Origin of the sequence: Butyrivibrio sp. WCD3002, from assembly GCF_000424265.1 — a bacterium.
Taxonomy (GTDB): Bacteria; Bacillota; Clostridia; order Lachnospirales; family Lachnospiraceae; genus Butyrivibrio.
The window spans coordinates 18,199-34,254 of sequence record NZ_AUJO01000015.1 but is presented as its reverse complement, the minus strand read 5'-3'; the positions used below and the strand labels follow the sequence as shown (position 1 = coordinate 34,254).

10 protein-coding genes are annotated in these 16,056 nt (G+C 41.4%); 9 read left to right on the top strand and 1 reads right to left on the bottom strand.

Features of this window, described 5'->3' with window-relative positions; translation table 11 throughout:
- Positions 1-16 precede the first annotated feature (16 nt).
- The 9 genes from G608_RS0112930 to G608_RS0112890 all read left to right on the top strand — a co-directional run bounded on the left by G608_RS0112930 (position 17) and on the right by G608_RS0112890 (position 13,188).
- Entirely contained in the window at positions 17-1,960 is a 1,944-nt protein-coding gene (locus G608_RS0112930) for a polysaccharide biosynthesis protein (RefSeq protein ID WP_026496384.1), read from the top strand.
- 4 nt (positions 1,961-1,964) lie between these two features.
- The gene (locus G608_RS0112925) at positions 1,965-3,248 is read left to right on the top strand and encodes a DegT/DnrJ/EryC1/StrS family aminotransferase (RefSeq protein WP_026496383.1); all 1,284 of its coding nucleotides are present in this window, start codon (positions 1,965-1,967) and stop codon (positions 3,246-3,248) included.
- A 17-nt stretch (positions 3,249-3,265) separates the two neighbouring features.
- Positions 3,266-4,828, top strand: coding sequence for a WecB/TagA/CpsF family glycosyltransferase (locus tag G608_RS23915; RefSeq protein ID WP_442852223.1), 1,563 nt, complete (start codon positions 3,266-3,268; stop codon positions 4,826-4,828).
- Positions 4,829-4,989: 161 nt separating this feature from the next.
- On the top strand, positions 4,990-5,550 hold the full coding sequence (locus G608_RS0112915) for a hypothetical protein (RefSeq protein WP_026496381.1): 561 nt from the start codon (positions 4,990-4,992) through the stop codon (positions 5,548-5,550).
- Between the two features lie 81 nt (positions 5,551-5,631).
- The gene (locus tag G608_RS21160) at positions 5,632-8,091 is read left to right on the top strand and encodes an ABC transporter substrate-binding protein (protein ID WP_051209327.1); all 2,460 of its coding nucleotides are present in this window, start codon (positions 5,632-5,634) and stop codon (positions 8,089-8,091) included.
- Between the two features lie 241 nt (positions 8,092-8,332).
- Positions 8,333-9,319 carry an ABC transporter permease gene (locus G608_RS0112905; protein ID WP_026496380.1) on the top strand — a complete coding sequence of 329 codons (987 nt, stop codon included), beginning with the start codon at positions 8,333-8,335 and terminating at the stop codon, positions 9,317-9,319.
- A 17-nt stretch (positions 9,320-9,336) separates the two neighbouring features.
- On the top strand, positions 9,337-11,022 hold the full coding sequence (locus G608_RS22905; protein WP_026496379.1) for an ABC transporter permease: 1,686 nt from the start codon (positions 9,337-9,339) through the stop codon (positions 11,020-11,022).
- Between the two features lie 10 nt (positions 11,023-11,032).
- Positions 11,033-12,193: an ABC transporter ATP-binding protein gene (locus G608_RS0112895; RefSeq protein ID WP_026496378.1), complete on the top strand. Its 1,161-nt coding sequence runs from the start codon at positions 11,033-11,035 to the stop codon at positions 12,191-12,193.
- Positions 12,193-13,188, top strand: a complete 996-nt coding sequence (locus G608_RS0112890; RefSeq protein WP_026496377.1) for an ABC transporter ATP-binding protein — start codon at positions 12,193-12,195, stop codon at positions 13,186-13,188. The genes G608_RS0112895 and G608_RS0112890 overlap by 1 nt, the downstream gene beginning before the upstream one ends.
- Positions 13,189-13,305: 117 nt before the next feature.
- Here the strand turns inward: G608_RS0112890 and G608_RS0112885 are convergent, their stop codons facing one another.
- Entirely contained in the window at positions 13,306-16,026 is a 2,721-nt protein-coding gene (locus G608_RS0112885) for an ABC transporter permease (RefSeq protein ID WP_026496376.1), read from the bottom strand.
- Positions 16,027-16,056: the final 30 nt, after the last annotated feature.

Sequence of the window (16,056 nt, the reverse complement as noted above, 5' to 3'; positions counted from 1 at the left end):
GGTATTATAGAGTATTATGAATTCAGAAAAGAAACCTTTTAATTATGCTAAATTTTATAGAAGTGCAGGTTTAATCGTATATGACATTATCAGTATAATAGCGGCAAGCTTTTTGGCTCTGCTTATGCGATATGAGTTTAATGTGGACCTGGCACCTACGGAATTTATGGTTCCCGTAACAGAGTTTTTGGGAATAAACATAGTTCTGACGATAATCGTATTTTACTTTTTCAGGCTCTATCACAGCCTGTGGGCCTATGCAGGTGAGACAGAGCTGCAGAATCTGGTAATGGGCTGTGTGTCCTCCGGAATTATGAATGCCATTGGACTCCAGTTTTTCAGAGTTGGAAGACAGCCGGTTCCCCAGAGCTATTATTTTTTGTATACCTTCCTGCTTATAACCTTTATTTTTATAAGCAGATTCAGCTACAGATTTTTTAGAAGTGTTAAGCATAAATCAGAAAATAAAAAGAATTCCATATCCGTAATGGTGATCGGTGCCGGTGAAGCCGGTAATCTTATCATCAAGGAGATTGTTAACAGTAACTACTCCACTATGGTTATCAGATGTATCATCGATGATGACCGCAGCAAGTGGGGACATTACATTCAGGGTATAAGAGTAGTAGGCGGACGCGACAAGATAATTGAGTGCGCAGATCTCTATGATATAGAAGAAATTATTGTTGCAATTCCTTCACTTTCAAGAAGTGATATGAGAAAGCTTCTTGATCTTTGTAAGGAGACCAATTGTAAGCTTCGTTCCCTGCCGGGTGTTTATCAGCTTGTTAACGGTGAAGTCAATGTTTCTAAGCTGAGAGATGTTGAAGTAGAGGATCTTCTTGGTCGTGATCCTATAGCGGTTGATCTTGGTCAGATTGCCGGATATGTAAGCGGTAAGACTGTTCTTGTAACAGGTGGCGGCGGCTCCATCGGTTCCGAGCTTTGCAGACAGATAGCAAACCATAAGCCGGGAAAGCTTATAATAGTAGATATTTATGAAAACAATGCCTACGATATTCAGCAGGAGCTGAAAACAAAGCATCCTGAGCTTGATCTGGTGGTTCTTATTGCATCAGTAAGAAATACCAACAGAATTAACAGGATCTTTGAGACCTACAAGCCTGATATCGTTTATCATGCAGCAGCTCATAAGCATGTGCCTCTTATGGAGGACAGCCCGGGAGAAGCTATCAAGAATAATGTTTTTGGTACCTTTAAGACTGCCATGGCTGCAGCAATGAATGGTTGCAGCAAATTCGTAATGATATCTACAGATAAGGCTGTTAATCCCACAAACATCATGGGTGCAAGTAAGCGTATCTGTGAGATGATCGTACAGACCTTCAACAAGCATTATGATACTGAATTTGTGGCTGTGCGTTTTGGTAATGTTCTTGGCTCCAACGGTTCCGTTATTCCGCTTTTTAAAAAGCAGATCGCAGCCGGAGGTCCCGTTACCGTAACAGACCCTAATATTATCAGATACTTTATGACAATCCCTGAAGCGGTAAGTCTTGTCATGCAGGCAGGAGCTTATGCAAAGGGCGGAGAGATATTCGTTCTTGATATGGGCGAGCCCGTAAGAATCCTTGATCTTGCCGAGAACCTTATTAAGCTTTCAGGTTATAAGGTGGGCGAGGATATCAAGATTGAATTCACTGGACTTCGTCCCGGTGAGAAGCTGTATGAGGAGATGCTTATGGATGAAGAGGGACTCCAGGATACAGCAAACAGAATGATTCATATCGGAAAGCCGATAGCAATGGACGATATGAGATTTTTCGCTCAGCTTGAGGAACTTAACGGAGCGGCCAAGGCAGAGCATGCTGATGAGATAAGAGAAATTGTTCAAAGGATAGTTGTTACATATCATCCTGAGGATAATGCCGAGGACCATACTGAAGAGCATCAAAAGGCGCTGGAGCGCGCGGCAGAGCTCATTAATGAATCGGAGTAAAAATATGGATAAGAGATTTGAAGGAATAGAAAGCTTTAAGAACAGGGTATGGCTTGCTTCTCCCACACTACACGGTGAAGAAAGTAAGTGGATAAATGAAGCAATTGAGACTAACTGGGTAAGTACAGTTGGTGAAAACATCAATGAAGTGGAAAGAATGGTGCAGGAAAAGATCGGGCTTAAATATGCCGTTGCTCTTAGTTCTGGTACAGCTGCGCTTCACCTTGCCATCAGAATGGCCGGAGAGAGACTTTACGGACCAAAGCCGGCAAATGTCGGCACCCTGACAGGACATAAGGTTTTCTGCTCGGATATGACCTTTGATGCTACTGTTAATCCTGTTGCCTATGAAGGCGGCGAGGCTGTTTTTATCGACACTGAGACAGACAGCTGGAATATGAGTCCTGAGGCTCTTGAGAAAGCCTTTGAGATTTTTCCTGATGTAAAGCTCATAGTGGTTGCCCATTTATACGGTACACCCGGAAAGATTGATGAGATCAGAAGTATTGCTAATAAGCACGGTGCGCTTATTATTGAGGATGCGGCAGAGTCCTTCGGCGCTTCCTACAAGGGTGTTCAGACAGGTAAGTTCGGTGATTACTCTATCATATCCTTTAATGGAAACAAGATAATTACAGGAAGCTGCGGAGGAATGTTTATAACAGATTCCGAGGCTGATGCACATAAAGTCAGAAAGCTCAGCACTCAGGCGAGAGAGGATGCACCCTGGTATCAGCATGAGGAGCTTGGATATAATTACCGAATGTCCAATATTGTTGCCGGTGTTATAAGAGGACAGCTCCCTTATCTGGAAGAGCATATCGCAGGCAAAAAGAGAATTTATGAGAGATACAGGGATGGATTTAAGGACCTTCCGGTGTCCATGAATCCCATACCTGAAAATACAGAGCCTAATTATTGGCTAAGCTGTATGATAATCGATGAGAATGCAATGTGTCCCCAGGTAAGATCGGAGAGGAAGGTGCTTTACAATACAGAGCCCGGAAAATCCTGTCCTACCGAAATACTTGAAAGTCTTATGGCCTTTAATGCAGAGGGAAGACCAATCTGGAAGCCCATGCATATGCAGCCCATGTACAGAACAAACAGCTTTGTAACTGTGCAGGGACTTCTGCGAGGCCGAAGCAATGCTTACATTGATGAAGGTAAAGCAGTCGATGTGAGTATGGATATCTTTGAAAGGGGCTTATGCCTTCCTTCGGATGTAAAGATGACTGAGCAAGAACAGGATATAGTAATAGACATAATTCACAGATGCTTTAAGTAAAAGAGGAAATTGATAATATGAGCCTTTCCCGCTCGCATAAAAGAAACAGAATATTGCTGATAGTTGATGCGGTCTCATTAAGCATTGCCTATATAGCTATGATCACAATCCGTTTTCACTGGTATTTTGAAAAGAAATGGATGCCGCCTCTCTATAGTATGATTTTTGTTGTAGAGGTTATGTTTGCTGTGCTTTTGGATGTATACAGAAGCAGACGTAAAGGCTATAAGAATCTTGAAGATTGTGATCCTGTTGAGGTGTTTAAGGTTGTTTTCGAAAATCAGGTACTGCAGTTTGCATTTTTGCTGGTGGTACTGATGATGACTCAGAACACCTATTACATGTCACGACTCGCCATGGCATATCTGGTGATTCTTAACATGGTGATAGTTCTTGGAGGCAGACTTGTCTACAGATTTGTTCTGAAAAAGAGAGGTAATCCCGACAGACACAGAAGAAAGCTGGTTGCCCTTGTTTATGAAAATGACAGTGAGGCGCTTCACAGCCATTTAAAGGATCTGGACATCGAATATGAGCTTTCGGGTATTCTTAAGCTGGATGAAGCATATCCCAGAGAATCAGTCAGAACAGAAAACGATAATATTGAGAAAAACAGAAGTGAGCTTATCAGGCAGATAGAAAAGCTTGGATGCAGCGATGCTTTCGTATGTATACCGAATAAGCCCATGAATGATACGGCTGATTACATAAGAAATGACATAGTGGAAAGACTGGGCAAGATAGGTGTAAATACCTATTTTGGATTGTCTCTCGATGGTATCTGGATCACAGGTAAGCTTATCAGGGATATGGGATATTATCAGGCGGTTTATTATTCTGCCATGGTAAAGAGATGCGGCGTACTTGGAGTAAACTTTGCAGTCTCAAATGTTGAGAATGCGGTTTTATATGTAAGAAGTCATTTGAAATCTCTCATAGGAAAATACATTTGCTTTTGTAATGTGCATACAACTGTGGAAGCCAGTGAAAATGAAGATTATATGCGAATTCAAAATGGTTCTGCTCTGACATTCCCGGATGGCCAGCCCATCGTAAATCTTATTCAGAAGGCAGGATTTGTAAAAGCAGAAAGGATTGCCGGTCCTGATTTTATGGAGGCTATGTTTAAGTCCACAATGGATGGCAAGGTTTCACACTTTTTCTATGGTGCTTCCGAGGAGACAATAGAACTGCTAAAGCAAAAGCTTCCGGCAAGATTTCCCGGAATGGATATAAAGGGATATTATTCACCGCCCTACAGAGAGCTTACACCTGAGGAAGATGAGGCAGTTGTCGATATGCTCAACTCATCCGGTGCTGATCTTATTTGGATAGGTTTGGGTGCGCCCAAGCAGGAAAAGTGGATGGCAGCTCATCAGGGACAGCTCAGTGGAGTGATGCTGGGTGTTGGTGCAGGCTTTAATTTCTTTGCCGGAAATATAAAAAGAGCGCCTGTATGGATTCAGAAGCTTGGAATGGAATGGCTCTACAGATTGTTCCAGGATCCAAAACGTCTTTTCATGAGATACCTTGTGTCCAATGCAAAGTTTATTTGGAAAGTCTTTTTTACAAGGAAATAACTGGCATCTAGTTTTTTTACGTTTCCGCTATGGTGCTTTAAAGTATGTGAGTGTCCGCGCTACAAAGACAAAAGTACGCCAATGCTTGACTTTTTTTAATCATTTGATATAATTTATTGTCGGCAATTTGTTTAGGCTTTATTTTTTGGGGTTTTTTGTTAATGAGTATTTTACGTAATCCGTACAAGGGAGACTTTGATCATGCTCCTGAGTTGGATAAAAGGGGTAGGTTTCGGGACAGATTTTTCTATAAAGGGGATATCTATCAGCTTCCGTTTGATGAGAATGTAAAGAAGAAAACCTATCTGCCGTGTATTTTATACGGCCTTGGTATGTTTGTGTCTGTCATTCTGCAGGGAATGGTCAATCAGACATCATCACATACTTTATGGGTTGTGGTTCCGTACTTTTTTCAGTTTCTGCCGGTTCTGTATTATATGGTAGGAATTTTGGAATATGCCTGGGCAACTCCCAGAATGACACGCCCACAATATGACAAAGGTATTGGACGTATGCACTTTTGCGGGATAGCAGTAATTGTGCTGGCAGTTATCAGTTCATTATGTGAACTGCTTTACCTTATTATAAGAAGAGGTCAGTACGAAATCGGATCAGAGCTGATTTATCTGGCTTTGCATATACCTGTTATTGTTATAGCTTTTTTGTTTGGAAAATATTACGACAAGCATTTTGCTGGCATTACTATAGAAAAGACTACGTAATGCTTTTGAATATGAAGGTGACAACCACTTAGGTGGATGCACATATATCACTTTGGGGAGAACCCCGGAATGGAGGGCACTATGAAAAAGTTAGGCAAACTTCTGGCACTTGGACTTGCCGGAACAATGGTTGCATCAGCTGTAGGCTGTGGCGGCGCTACAAACACAGGCTCAGATACTGCAACTACAGAGTCTGCAGATCAGACAGAATCTACTGCAGATGCTTCAACTGAGGAGAGCACTGAAACTGCAGAAGCAACAGAAGCTGAATCCACAGAAGAGGCAACAGATGCTGCTGAGAGCACAGGAAGCGGCGCACCGCTCGTTATTGGAGAGTCTGAATTCTCTGAGAAATTCAGTCCGTTCTTCTCTACAACAACTTATGATTCTAATGTACAGAACCTCACAACAGTAGGTCTTATTATGACAGACCGTCTCGGCGAAGTTATCATGAACGGCATCGAGGGTGAGACTAAGGAATATGAAGGTAATTCCTATGAATACAAGGGACTTTCTGACATCACTGTAACAGAGAACGAGGATGGAACAGTTGATTATGCATTCCAGCTTCGTGACGATGTTAAGTTCTCAGATGGAGAGCCTCTTACAGCAGATGATGCTATTTTCTCTATGTATGTATTTGCTGATCCTTCTTATGATGGAAGTTCATCATTCAATGCACTTCCCATCACTGGTATGGAAGCATACAGAAGCGGTTCTGATACACTCTTCAACCTTCTTGTTAAGGCCGGTGAGGACAACACAGACTTCACATACTTCACAGAAGATCAGCAGAAGAAGTTCTGGGAGACAGATTTCCCTGCAGCTAAGGAACAGTTCATCAACGATATCGCAGATTACTGCACAGCAAACGGTGCTGTATCAGAAGATGAAGCAGTTGCAGCTGATCCTATTGCAAATGCTATGGCAAACTGGGGCTATGGTCAGGTAGCAGATGGCGTACTTACTGCTCCTTCAGGTGCTACATTCGATGTTAAGGGTGGCACAGCTCCTACAGTTGATGATTTCTGGAATGAAATCGTTGCAGCTTACGACGGAGACGTTGTTGCAGCTACAGATGCAGAGAAAGCTGGAGACAGCATCCTTGATATGCTTGGCGACGAGTACAAGAATGCAGTAGAAACCGGTGACTCTGTTACAACAATCGAAGGTATCGAGAAGACTGGTGATTATTCATTCACAGTTCATATGGATAAGCTTGATGCAACAGCTATCTATAGCTTAGCATTACCTGTATGTCCTCTTCACTACTATGGCGATCCTTCCAAGTATGATTACGAGGCTGGACACTTTGGTTTCGATAAGGGTGATCTTTCAACAGTTCGTGCAAAGACAACATCTCCTCTTGGAGCAGGCCCTTATGTATTCCAGAAGTATGAGAACAAGATCGTTTACTTTACAGCAAACGAGGACTTCTATCTTGGAGCTCCTGAGGTAAAGGAAATTCAGATGAAGGTTACACAGCAGGCTGATGCTGAGCCCGCTATCGTACAGGGAACACTCGATATTGCTCAGCCTTCTGCAAACAAGTCAACACTTGAGCAGATCAAGGGTGACAACTCAAACGGCGAATTACAGGGTGAGACAGTTTATACAGCTCTTACAGACTTTAACGGATATGGTTACATCGGAATGAACTCTGAAAACGTTAAGGTTGGCGATGATCCTTCAAGCGAAGAGTCAAAGGCACTTCGTAAGGCTATTGCAACAGTACTTGCTGTACACCGTGACGTTGTAATTGATTCTTACTATGGCGAAGCAGCTAACGTAATCAACTATCCTATCTCAAATACATCATGGGCAGCACCTCAGGCTTCAGATCCTGATTACAAGGTTGCTTTCTCAGTAGATGCTGAGGGTAATGATATTTATACAGACGGCATGTCAGAAGATGAGAAGTATGATGCAGCTCTTCAGGCAGCACTTGGTTTCTTCGAGAAGGCTGGTTACACAGTAGAAGATGGTAAGCTTACAGCAGCTCCTGAAGGTGCTAAGCTTTCATACGAAGCAATGATTCCTGCAGATGGTTCAGGTGATCATCCTTCATTTGGTATCCTTACAGCAGCTAAGGAAGACCTTGCTAAGATTGGCTTCGATCTTATCATCAATGACCTCTCAGATTCTTCTGTTCTTTGGACAGCAACTGAAGGTGGTACAGCTGAGATCTGGTGTGCAGCATGGGGTGCAACAATTGACCCTGATATGTTCCAGGTATATCATTCAGAAGGTGGTTCTGCTTATATGTACAGAATCAACCAGCCTGAACTTGATGACCTCATTATCGAAGCTCGTTCAACAACAGATCAGGCAGTACGTAAGGCTATCTATAAAGAGTGCCTTGACTATATTGTTGACTATGCAGTAGAGATTCCGATCTATCAGAGACAGGAATGCTCCGTTTACGCTCCTGAGCGTGTAAATGTAGATGAGTCTGTAATGCTTCAGGATCAGACAACTTTCTACAACTTCTACAGCACAACAAGTGGATTTGATCAGATCAACACACTTAAGACTAAGTAATTCGTATTTATAAAATAATACGTATAACTTTGTCCGTGGGGGCTAATTTAGCTCCCGCGGACATATTATGTAAAAAAATACTTTATAGCTTTAAAACGACAGAGAATTATTATTTGGAACTTTTATTTTAGAAAATAATTTTCGCTTTGCGAAATTATATATAGATTACACAAACTCCCCGGGAAATTTCTTAATTTTATTCAGGTGGAAGACATTTTATTTAGAAGGAGTATAGACAACAATGAAGAAATTCATATTAAAGCGTCTACTCATATCAGTAGTTTTGCTGTTTTTTGTATCTATGATTATTTATACGATCATGAGATGTATGCCTACATCATATGTTGAGCAGCAGGCTATGGCTTTGTCTACAAAGCCGGGTGCAAAAAGCTACTCTGAGTGGGTTGAACAGTTAAACGCTCAGTATGGTCTGGACACGGGGGTAATCCAGGGCTACTTTAAGTGGGCATCAAAGGCTATTAAACTTGATTTCGGTGATTCATGGTTTTGGAATCAGCCGGTACTTCAGAAGTTCAGTGGTGTTATATGGTATTCATTTGCACTCGGACTTGTGACATTTATTTTGGAAATTATAATCGCAATACCTGCAGGTGTTGCTGCTGCAAGAAGACAGTATTCTGCAACAGATTACACTGTTACGGTAATCGCACTTATCGGAATTTCACTTCCGAGTTTCTTCTTTGCGACGATTTTGAAATATATATTCTCAGTTAAGCTTGGCTGGCTTGACCTTTACGGAATAGTAGGAAGATACCACGAGTCTTATTCATCATTTGGTAAGATCCTTGATATGGCAAGACATATGATTATGCCCGTAATCACACTTACCGTTGTAAGTGTAGGTTCACTTATGCGTTATACAAGAACCAATATGCTCGAAGTGCTTAATGCGGATTATATCCGTACTGCAAGAGCTAAGGGACTTTCAGAAGACAGAGTAGTTAATTACCATGCCTTCAGAAATACACTTATACCGATCGTAACTCTTCTTGGCGGATCACTTCCCGGACTTTTCTCCGGTGCTATGATCACTGAGACATTGTTCCAGATTCCCGGTATAGGTTATACATCATATCAGTGCGTAGTACAGGGAGATATACCTTTTGTTATGTTCTACATGGTATTTATGGCAGTACTTATACTACTTGGTAACCTTATTGCTGATATTCTTTATGCTGTGGTTGATCCCAGAGTCAGAGTAAACTAAGGAAGGAGGATAAAGAAATGGCAGAAGAAAATAAGAACGTAAATGATAACAGTCAGGAAGAAATGCACCTTGATGATGCAGCCAGAGTAAAAGTCCTCTCTCCGGGAATGATGGTTCTTAAGAGATTTCTTAGAAACAGGCTTGCTATCGTAGGAATGGTAATCATTGTATGCATGTTCCTTTTTGCATTTGTAGGTGGAGCACTTTATCCCTATTCAGAGAGTAAGGTGTTCTATAAGACCGAAGAAGTATTGAAGGATTTCGCAGGTGCAACTGAAATAGATCAGTTCCAGTTCCAGTCAGTTGATGGAGCAAAGCTTCCTTCTGATATAAACTCTAAGGCACTTATTGCTGTTTCCAAGAAAAAGTATGTTTTCCAGACACGTGATGGTCAGATGTTGGGAATGGCACCTGCTGCAGAGGATTCAGATGTCTATCTTATTTATTCACTTGAGCCCGCTCAGGTTTTTCTTAAGGGAAACAAGGAATTTGATGCTGCTGTAGAAGCAGGAAGATGTGACTTCGAGCAGGATGGAAAGATTTACATGTTCGACGGTGAGGATTTCAAGGCCGATGTATATGAGGCTACTGAGCTTGCAGTTGCAAGTAAGAGATCATTTACCGGTTACAGCAAAGACACACAATTTTCATATGAGTTTTACAGAAATGCTCTTGTAGCTGTTGCTACCGGTGAGAGCACTTTTGAAGCTGATGGCACGACATACAGTGCTGACAGCGAAGGAATGATCGAGGCAGGCGGCGAAGGATATGCAGTTGTATCAAATATGAACTTCAATGCGATAGATCCGGGCACATTCCTTGATCCTGCATACAAGGCAGTTGCTCTTGAGGCTTTTGAGGCTCAGGGCAATTCGGGTTCATTTGAGTATCCTGATGCAGATGGCAATATGATTGAGTACAGATTTGAAAAGAAAACAGGTCAGTATACAATTAAGAAATTCCAGGAGACCAGACTTATCGATACATATGCAGCTCCTTCCAAGGCTCATCTTGTAGGAACTGATGCAAATGGTATGGATCTTCTTGCAAGACTTATGTACGGTGGCAGAATTTCACTTATGATTGGCTTCGTTGTAATATTCATTGAGGTATTCATCGGTATGATCATCGGTGGTGTAGCAGGTTTCTTTGGTGGATGGGTAGATAACCTTCTTATGAGACTTGTAGACGTTGTATATTGTATCCCTGCAATGCCTCTTTACCTGATCCTTGGTTCAATCATGGACTATTATCAGGCAAGCCCCAGAGCACGTATTTATCTGCTCTGTATCGTAATGGCTGTTATCGGTTGGGTTGGAATTGCTCGTATTGTAAGAGGTCAGATCCTTTCACTTCGTGAGCAGGAGTTCATGGTTGCTGCTGAAGCGCTTGGTATCAGCACATACCGCAGAATCTTCAAGCACCTTATACCGAATGTAATTCCTCAGCTTATTGTATTTGCAAGTATGGGTCTTGGTGAGGTTATCCTTTCAGAGGCTTCACTTAGTTTCCTTGGTCTTGGTATCAAGTACCCTGCTGCTTCATGGGGAAGTATCATCAACGCAGTTACAGATTCATACGTTATGACCAATTACCTCTTTGTATGGATTCCTGCAGGAACATTTATCCTTCTTACAGTTCTTGCATTCAACTTTATTGGTGATGGTCTTCGTGATGCGTTTGACCCGAAAATGAAGAGATAAGGAGACTAAGATGGCAAAGAATTCAAATTATATCTCGGCCAGGGAGTCCAGAAAAATCTCAAGAGAGAACAGAAAGATTACTTCCGAGATTGAGAAAAAGAGAAATAGAAAACATATTCCTGAAAGTGAATATGTTACACAGATGAAGAATCCTGACAACTGTGTAGAGTTTGATAATGTACATACATATTTCTTTACAGATATAGGTACAGTTAAGGCAGTTGACGGTGTATCCTTCGAGGTACCTCAGGGAAAAACTGTTGGTATCGTTGGTGAGTCAGGCTGCGGTAAGTCTGTAACAAGCCTTTCACTTATGCAGCTTGTTCAGAGACCTTCAGGTCAGACAGTTGAAGGCGAGATTCGCTTTAATGATGGCGAGAGAACAATAAATGTTGTTAATGCTCCCGCTTCTGTTATGCAGAAGCTTCGCGGCAACAAGATGTCAATGATCTTCCAGGAGCCCATGACATCACTTAACCCTGTTTTCAGAATTGGCGCACAGGTAGATGAGGTTATCGCACTTCACAATCCCGAGATGACACCTGAACAGGTTAAGGAAAGAACAATTGAGATGCTTCAGATGGTTGGTATCGCCAACAAAGAGGGTGTTTATTCAATGTATCCTCATGAGCTCTCAGGTGGTATGAGACAGCGTATTATGATCGCTATGGCTCTTGCCTGCGATCCTAAGCTTATCATCGCCGATGAGCCTACAACAGCGCTGGACGTTACAATCCAGGCTCAGATACTTGACCTTCTTAGAAACCTTAAGGACAAGATCAATTCATCAATCATGCTTATCACTCACGACCTTGGTGTTGTAGCAGAGATGGCTGATTATGTTGTAGTAATGTATGCAGGCCGTGTTGTTGAAAAAGGTACTGCAAGAGAAATATTCAAAGATCCCAGACATCCCTACACTATCGGACTTATGAATTCAAAGCCCGTTGTAGGTAAGCACGTTGACAAGCTTTATAGCATACCCGGCAATGTTCCTAACCCTATCGATATGCCAGATTACTGCTACTTCAAGGACAGATGTGAAATGTGTGTAGAGAAGTGCAGTGGCAAATATCCCGGAGTTTACAAGGTGTCACCTACTCATGAGGTTAGCTGCTACAGATGTGAGGAGCTTATCGGTAAGAAAACTGAGGAAGGAGGTGCAAACTAATGAGTGATAAGACAAATGAAATAAAAGATAACATTCTTGAAGTAAGGCACCTCAAAAAGTATTTCCCTATTAAGGGAGGGTTCTTTGGTGGTGTTACCGGCAATGTAAAGGCAGTTGATGATGTTACTTTTTCAATTCCCCGCGGAACCACAATGGGTCTCGTTGGAGAGTCAGGCTGTGGTAAGTCTACAACAGGAAGAACTATCCTCAGACTTATTGAGAAAACTGAAGGTGATATCATTTTCAATGGTAAAGATATAAGCACTTTTGATAAGAAGCAGCTTCGTGAGCTTCGTACAAAGATGCAGATCATTTTCCAGGATCCCTATTCTTCACTGTCTCCCCGTCTTCCTATCGGTGAGATTATCGGTGAGGCTGTACGTGAGCACGGTCTTGTTCCCAAGGAACAGTTTGATGACTATATTACCGAGGTTATGAAGGAGTGTGGCCTTCAGGAGTATCACAAGGATCGTTATCCTCATGAGTTCTCCGGCGGACAGAGACAGCGTATCTGTATTGCAAGAGCACTGGCTGTAAAGCCTGAGTTCGTTGTATGTGATGAGCCTGTATCAGCGCTTGACGTTTCTATCCAGGCACAGATCATCAACCTTCTTAAGGAACTTCAGGAAAAGAATAATCTTACATATCTGTTTATCTCACACGATCTGTCTGTCGTTGAGCATATTTCAGATGCAGTAGGTGTTATGTATCTTGGTAATCTTGTTGAGACAGGTGAGACAGAGGATATTTTTGCAAATCCGCTTCATCCATACACAAAGGCGCTTTTCAGTGCTATTCCGATGCCGGATCCCGATATCAAGAAGGAAAGAGTACTCCTTGAGGGAGATATCCCTTCACCTGCTAATCCGCCTAAGGGATGTAAGTTCCATACAAGATGCCCTCATTGCATGGGAATTTGTAAGGAGCAGGATCCTAAGGCCAAGGATATGGGTAACGGACATGTTGTAAGATGTCACTTATATGACGACAAATAATTTGAAAACTTCTAAATAAAAATATCTATAAGAGATGGCAGCTGTAATGGCTGCCATTTCGCATGTTTAAAAACTTTGTGATAAGCAAGGACTCTGCAAGACTCGTTGATACAATAATCAGAAAAGATCTGTAAGTGACAGATCCTTTATTTTTGACATTGGAATATAGTAGATTCCGGCAGAAAAAAGTATGGTTATAATTGCACTGATGATCCATGCCGAAACATCCGGAGTTCGTACAAACATAAGATGAACCTGCTCCATTTTTCTGATAATCGAATAGACCATAACAGCGCCAAATATAATTCCAAAGAAGATGCCTATAGAGGTGGTAATAATGACTTCTCTAATGGCGTAAACAATCGTTTCCTTAACTGTAAAGCCGTTTATCCTCATGATTGTCAGTTCTGAATGCTTGGATATCAGATACATGTTCGCAAGATTTAAAAGCACAAACATAGACAGCACTCCCGACAAAATAATAAGCAGCCAAACTATAAGGTTTAGCACTATCATAACGTTACGGAACATGGCAGTCAGCTCCGACGCAGGTGAGTAGTTATCAAAGCCCTGTAATCCCGAAATATTATCAATGACAGTGCCTATTGAAGCAACCTGCATCGAGCTCTTCGTTCTTATCAGAAATGTGTTGTTGGAAAAACTGTCATCTACAAGCTTTTCATATAATGACTTTGAGATAATGGCAAAGCGTCCGATGTAGTTCTTCATTATGCCGGAAACCTTTGTTGAGTGGGGGAGTCCCATATCATCGATGAGTTCTATGCTGTCACCAACGGACAGATCGTATAGCTCTGAAAGTCTGTTTGTTATGATTATTCCATCAGAAAGGTTTTCTATGTCTTGTGAGTTATTACCTAAAAGAGGCTTACCTGTTGGATAATCCAGGATATTATGGAATCTTGAAAGAGACTCTATGTCGTCTGTAATAAAAAACTCAGTAAACTCCATTACATCATTTATCTGTAAACTTCCGTATTTATCTAAAAGATTTACATAGTCTATCTCGCTTGCAGATATTTCTTTTGAGATTTCTTTTTCAATGGAATCAGAAATATTTGCGTTATAAGTAATTTTTCCATCATAGGTTGATATTTCTGCCAGCTGACCGTCAAAAGAGCCCGATATGGAGCTTCTAAGAGAGAATCCGATAACAATTAAAGAACAGCACCCTGCTACACTTATAATTGTTACCAGCACTCGCAGAATATCAGTCTGCATGTTCAGAATAATCATCCTACTGTAAAGACTTAGCTTAGAGAGAAATTTATTTTTTTTAAGGCTCTCACGCTTGCTGTCCGGAGCAAGGGGAGACATAAGCTTTTTGGCAGTCTGTCGCATAAGCTTTGAGCAGGAGGCATAAATAGCAAGGTATGCTGTGGTAATAGCCAGCGCGGATATTATTATAGTTGGCAGGATAGATATGGCAAAGGGAAAGCGACCAAAAATAAAATGATTATCATAGCCAATGGAAATAACTAATTCGAGGATGAATACGGACAATAGAATTCCAAGGACATTGCCAATAATAGTGGCCGATAAGCCAAATATAATATATTTTGAGAATATTTCTGTGTCAGTAAGGCCCAGGGCTTTTGAGGCACCGATAAGAGTGCGCTGTGAGTATAGCATTCTTGACAGAGAAGCAAAGATGACCATAATAGCTATGACCACAAACAATATAGAGAAAGTGGAAGTAAGTTTATTAAGGTTCTCAGAGTTGTTTTTTAGATATAAGTAGGAAATATTTGAATTCCTATCCAGGACATACCAATCGCATTCGCCTTGATTTTGCAGTTTATCAAGGCGTTTTTTTGAGTCCTCCAGTTTTAGTAGAGCATTGTTATATTCAATCAGTGCTTTATCATAGTCAGAGATTTGTTCCGGTACGGTTTTATACTCCGAGGGCTCTTTGGAGATTATTACAGAGAGCATATTTCCAAGATCAGCCATAATCTGACCTGTTTTTCCGGACATAGAAGGTATCATACGACCTGCAAGAGCAAGGTCATGCTTGGCATTATTCAGATCTTTTTCACTGTCAATTATCTGATCTTCGAGAAACAGGGTGTAGTCTTCATATCTGGCCTTTGAGCGAAAATCTGAAAGCTCTTTTATTGCATCACATCTTTTTGAAACAAGAGAGTAGTATTTTTTGTCGTATGCCTTTGAATAAGCAGGCTTATCTATAACGATATTCGCAAGAGCATAGCAGTCGTCAAAACGCTCTGCGTCAAAGGCATCTTTGGTGACGAGAATGCAGTAGGGTTCATCCAGATCGTAGCTTACATGCTCTGCATGCTTGAAAATACCTGTGATTATAAAAGCTTCCTCTGCCAGCTCGGGAAGCTTTTCATTATATGCATCATGAGGGGAGAGTTCATCTCCGATAGACAGAGAAAGTTCATCGGCTATGCTTTGCTCAACAGCACATTCGGTTGATGAAGCAGGAAGTGTTCCGGATTGAAGTATGGGAATATCGATTTCCCTGCAAATTGATGTGATGTATGCAGACTTTGTTTTTGTTCCATTTGATATTCTAGCGGAGGTCCTAAGGACTCCTTCAATCTTTTCGATTCCATCAAGTCCGGCTATTGCATTTAGATCATCCTCCGATAAGAGACAATTTGAGGATATTTGTATGTCATGGAAGTTTGTGGAATCATAGATGCGTTTACCTTCTCTTGCCATAGAAAACGCAGAATAAGAAAGCCCCAGATAAGCAGTGATTGCAAATGAGGTAATTATGATGATAGACAGCCAGGAAACCAGCTGTTTTTTGATGTTACGTAAAGTGTCCTTTCGACCTGTTTTAGCCATATAAATACCCGAGATTAAGGCTTTCCTATA

Coding starts and splice junctions, on each gene's coding strand:
- G608_RS0112930 (WP_026496384.1), top strand. CDS start 17: ATGAATTCAGAAAAGAAACCTTTTAATTATGCTAAATTTTATAGAAGT.
- G608_RS0112925 (WP_026496383.1), top strand. CDS start 1,965: ATGGATAAGAGATTTGAAGGAATAGAAAGCTTTAAGAACAGGGTATGG.
- G608_RS23915 (WP_442852223.1), top strand. CDS start 3,266: ATGAGCCTTTCCCGCTCGCATAAAAGAAACAGAATATTGCTGATAGTT.
- G608_RS0112915 (WP_026496381.1), top strand. CDS start 4,990: ATGAGTATTTTACGTAATCCGTACAAGGGAGACTTTGATCATGCTCCT.
- G608_RS21160 (WP_051209327.1), top strand. CDS start 5,632: ATGAAAAAGTTAGGCAAACTTCTGGCACTTGGACTTGCCGGAACAATG.
- G608_RS0112905 (WP_026496380.1), top strand. CDS start 8,333: ATGAAGAAATTCATATTAAAGCGTCTACTCATATCAGTAGTTTTGCTG.
- G608_RS22905 (WP_026496379.1), top strand. CDS start 9,337: ATGGCAGAAGAAAATAAGAACGTAAATGATAACAGTCAGGAAGAAATG.
- G608_RS0112895 (WP_026496378.1), top strand. CDS start 11,033: ATGGCAAAGAATTCAAATTATATCTCGGCCAGGGAGTCCAGAAAAATC.
- G608_RS0112890 (WP_026496377.1), top strand. CDS start 12,193: ATGAGTGATAAGACAAATGAAATAAAAGATAACATTCTTGAAGTAAGG.
- G608_RS0112885 (WP_026496376.1), bottom strand. CDS start 16,026: ATGGCTAAAACAGGTCGAAAGGACACTTTACGTAACATCAAAAAACAG.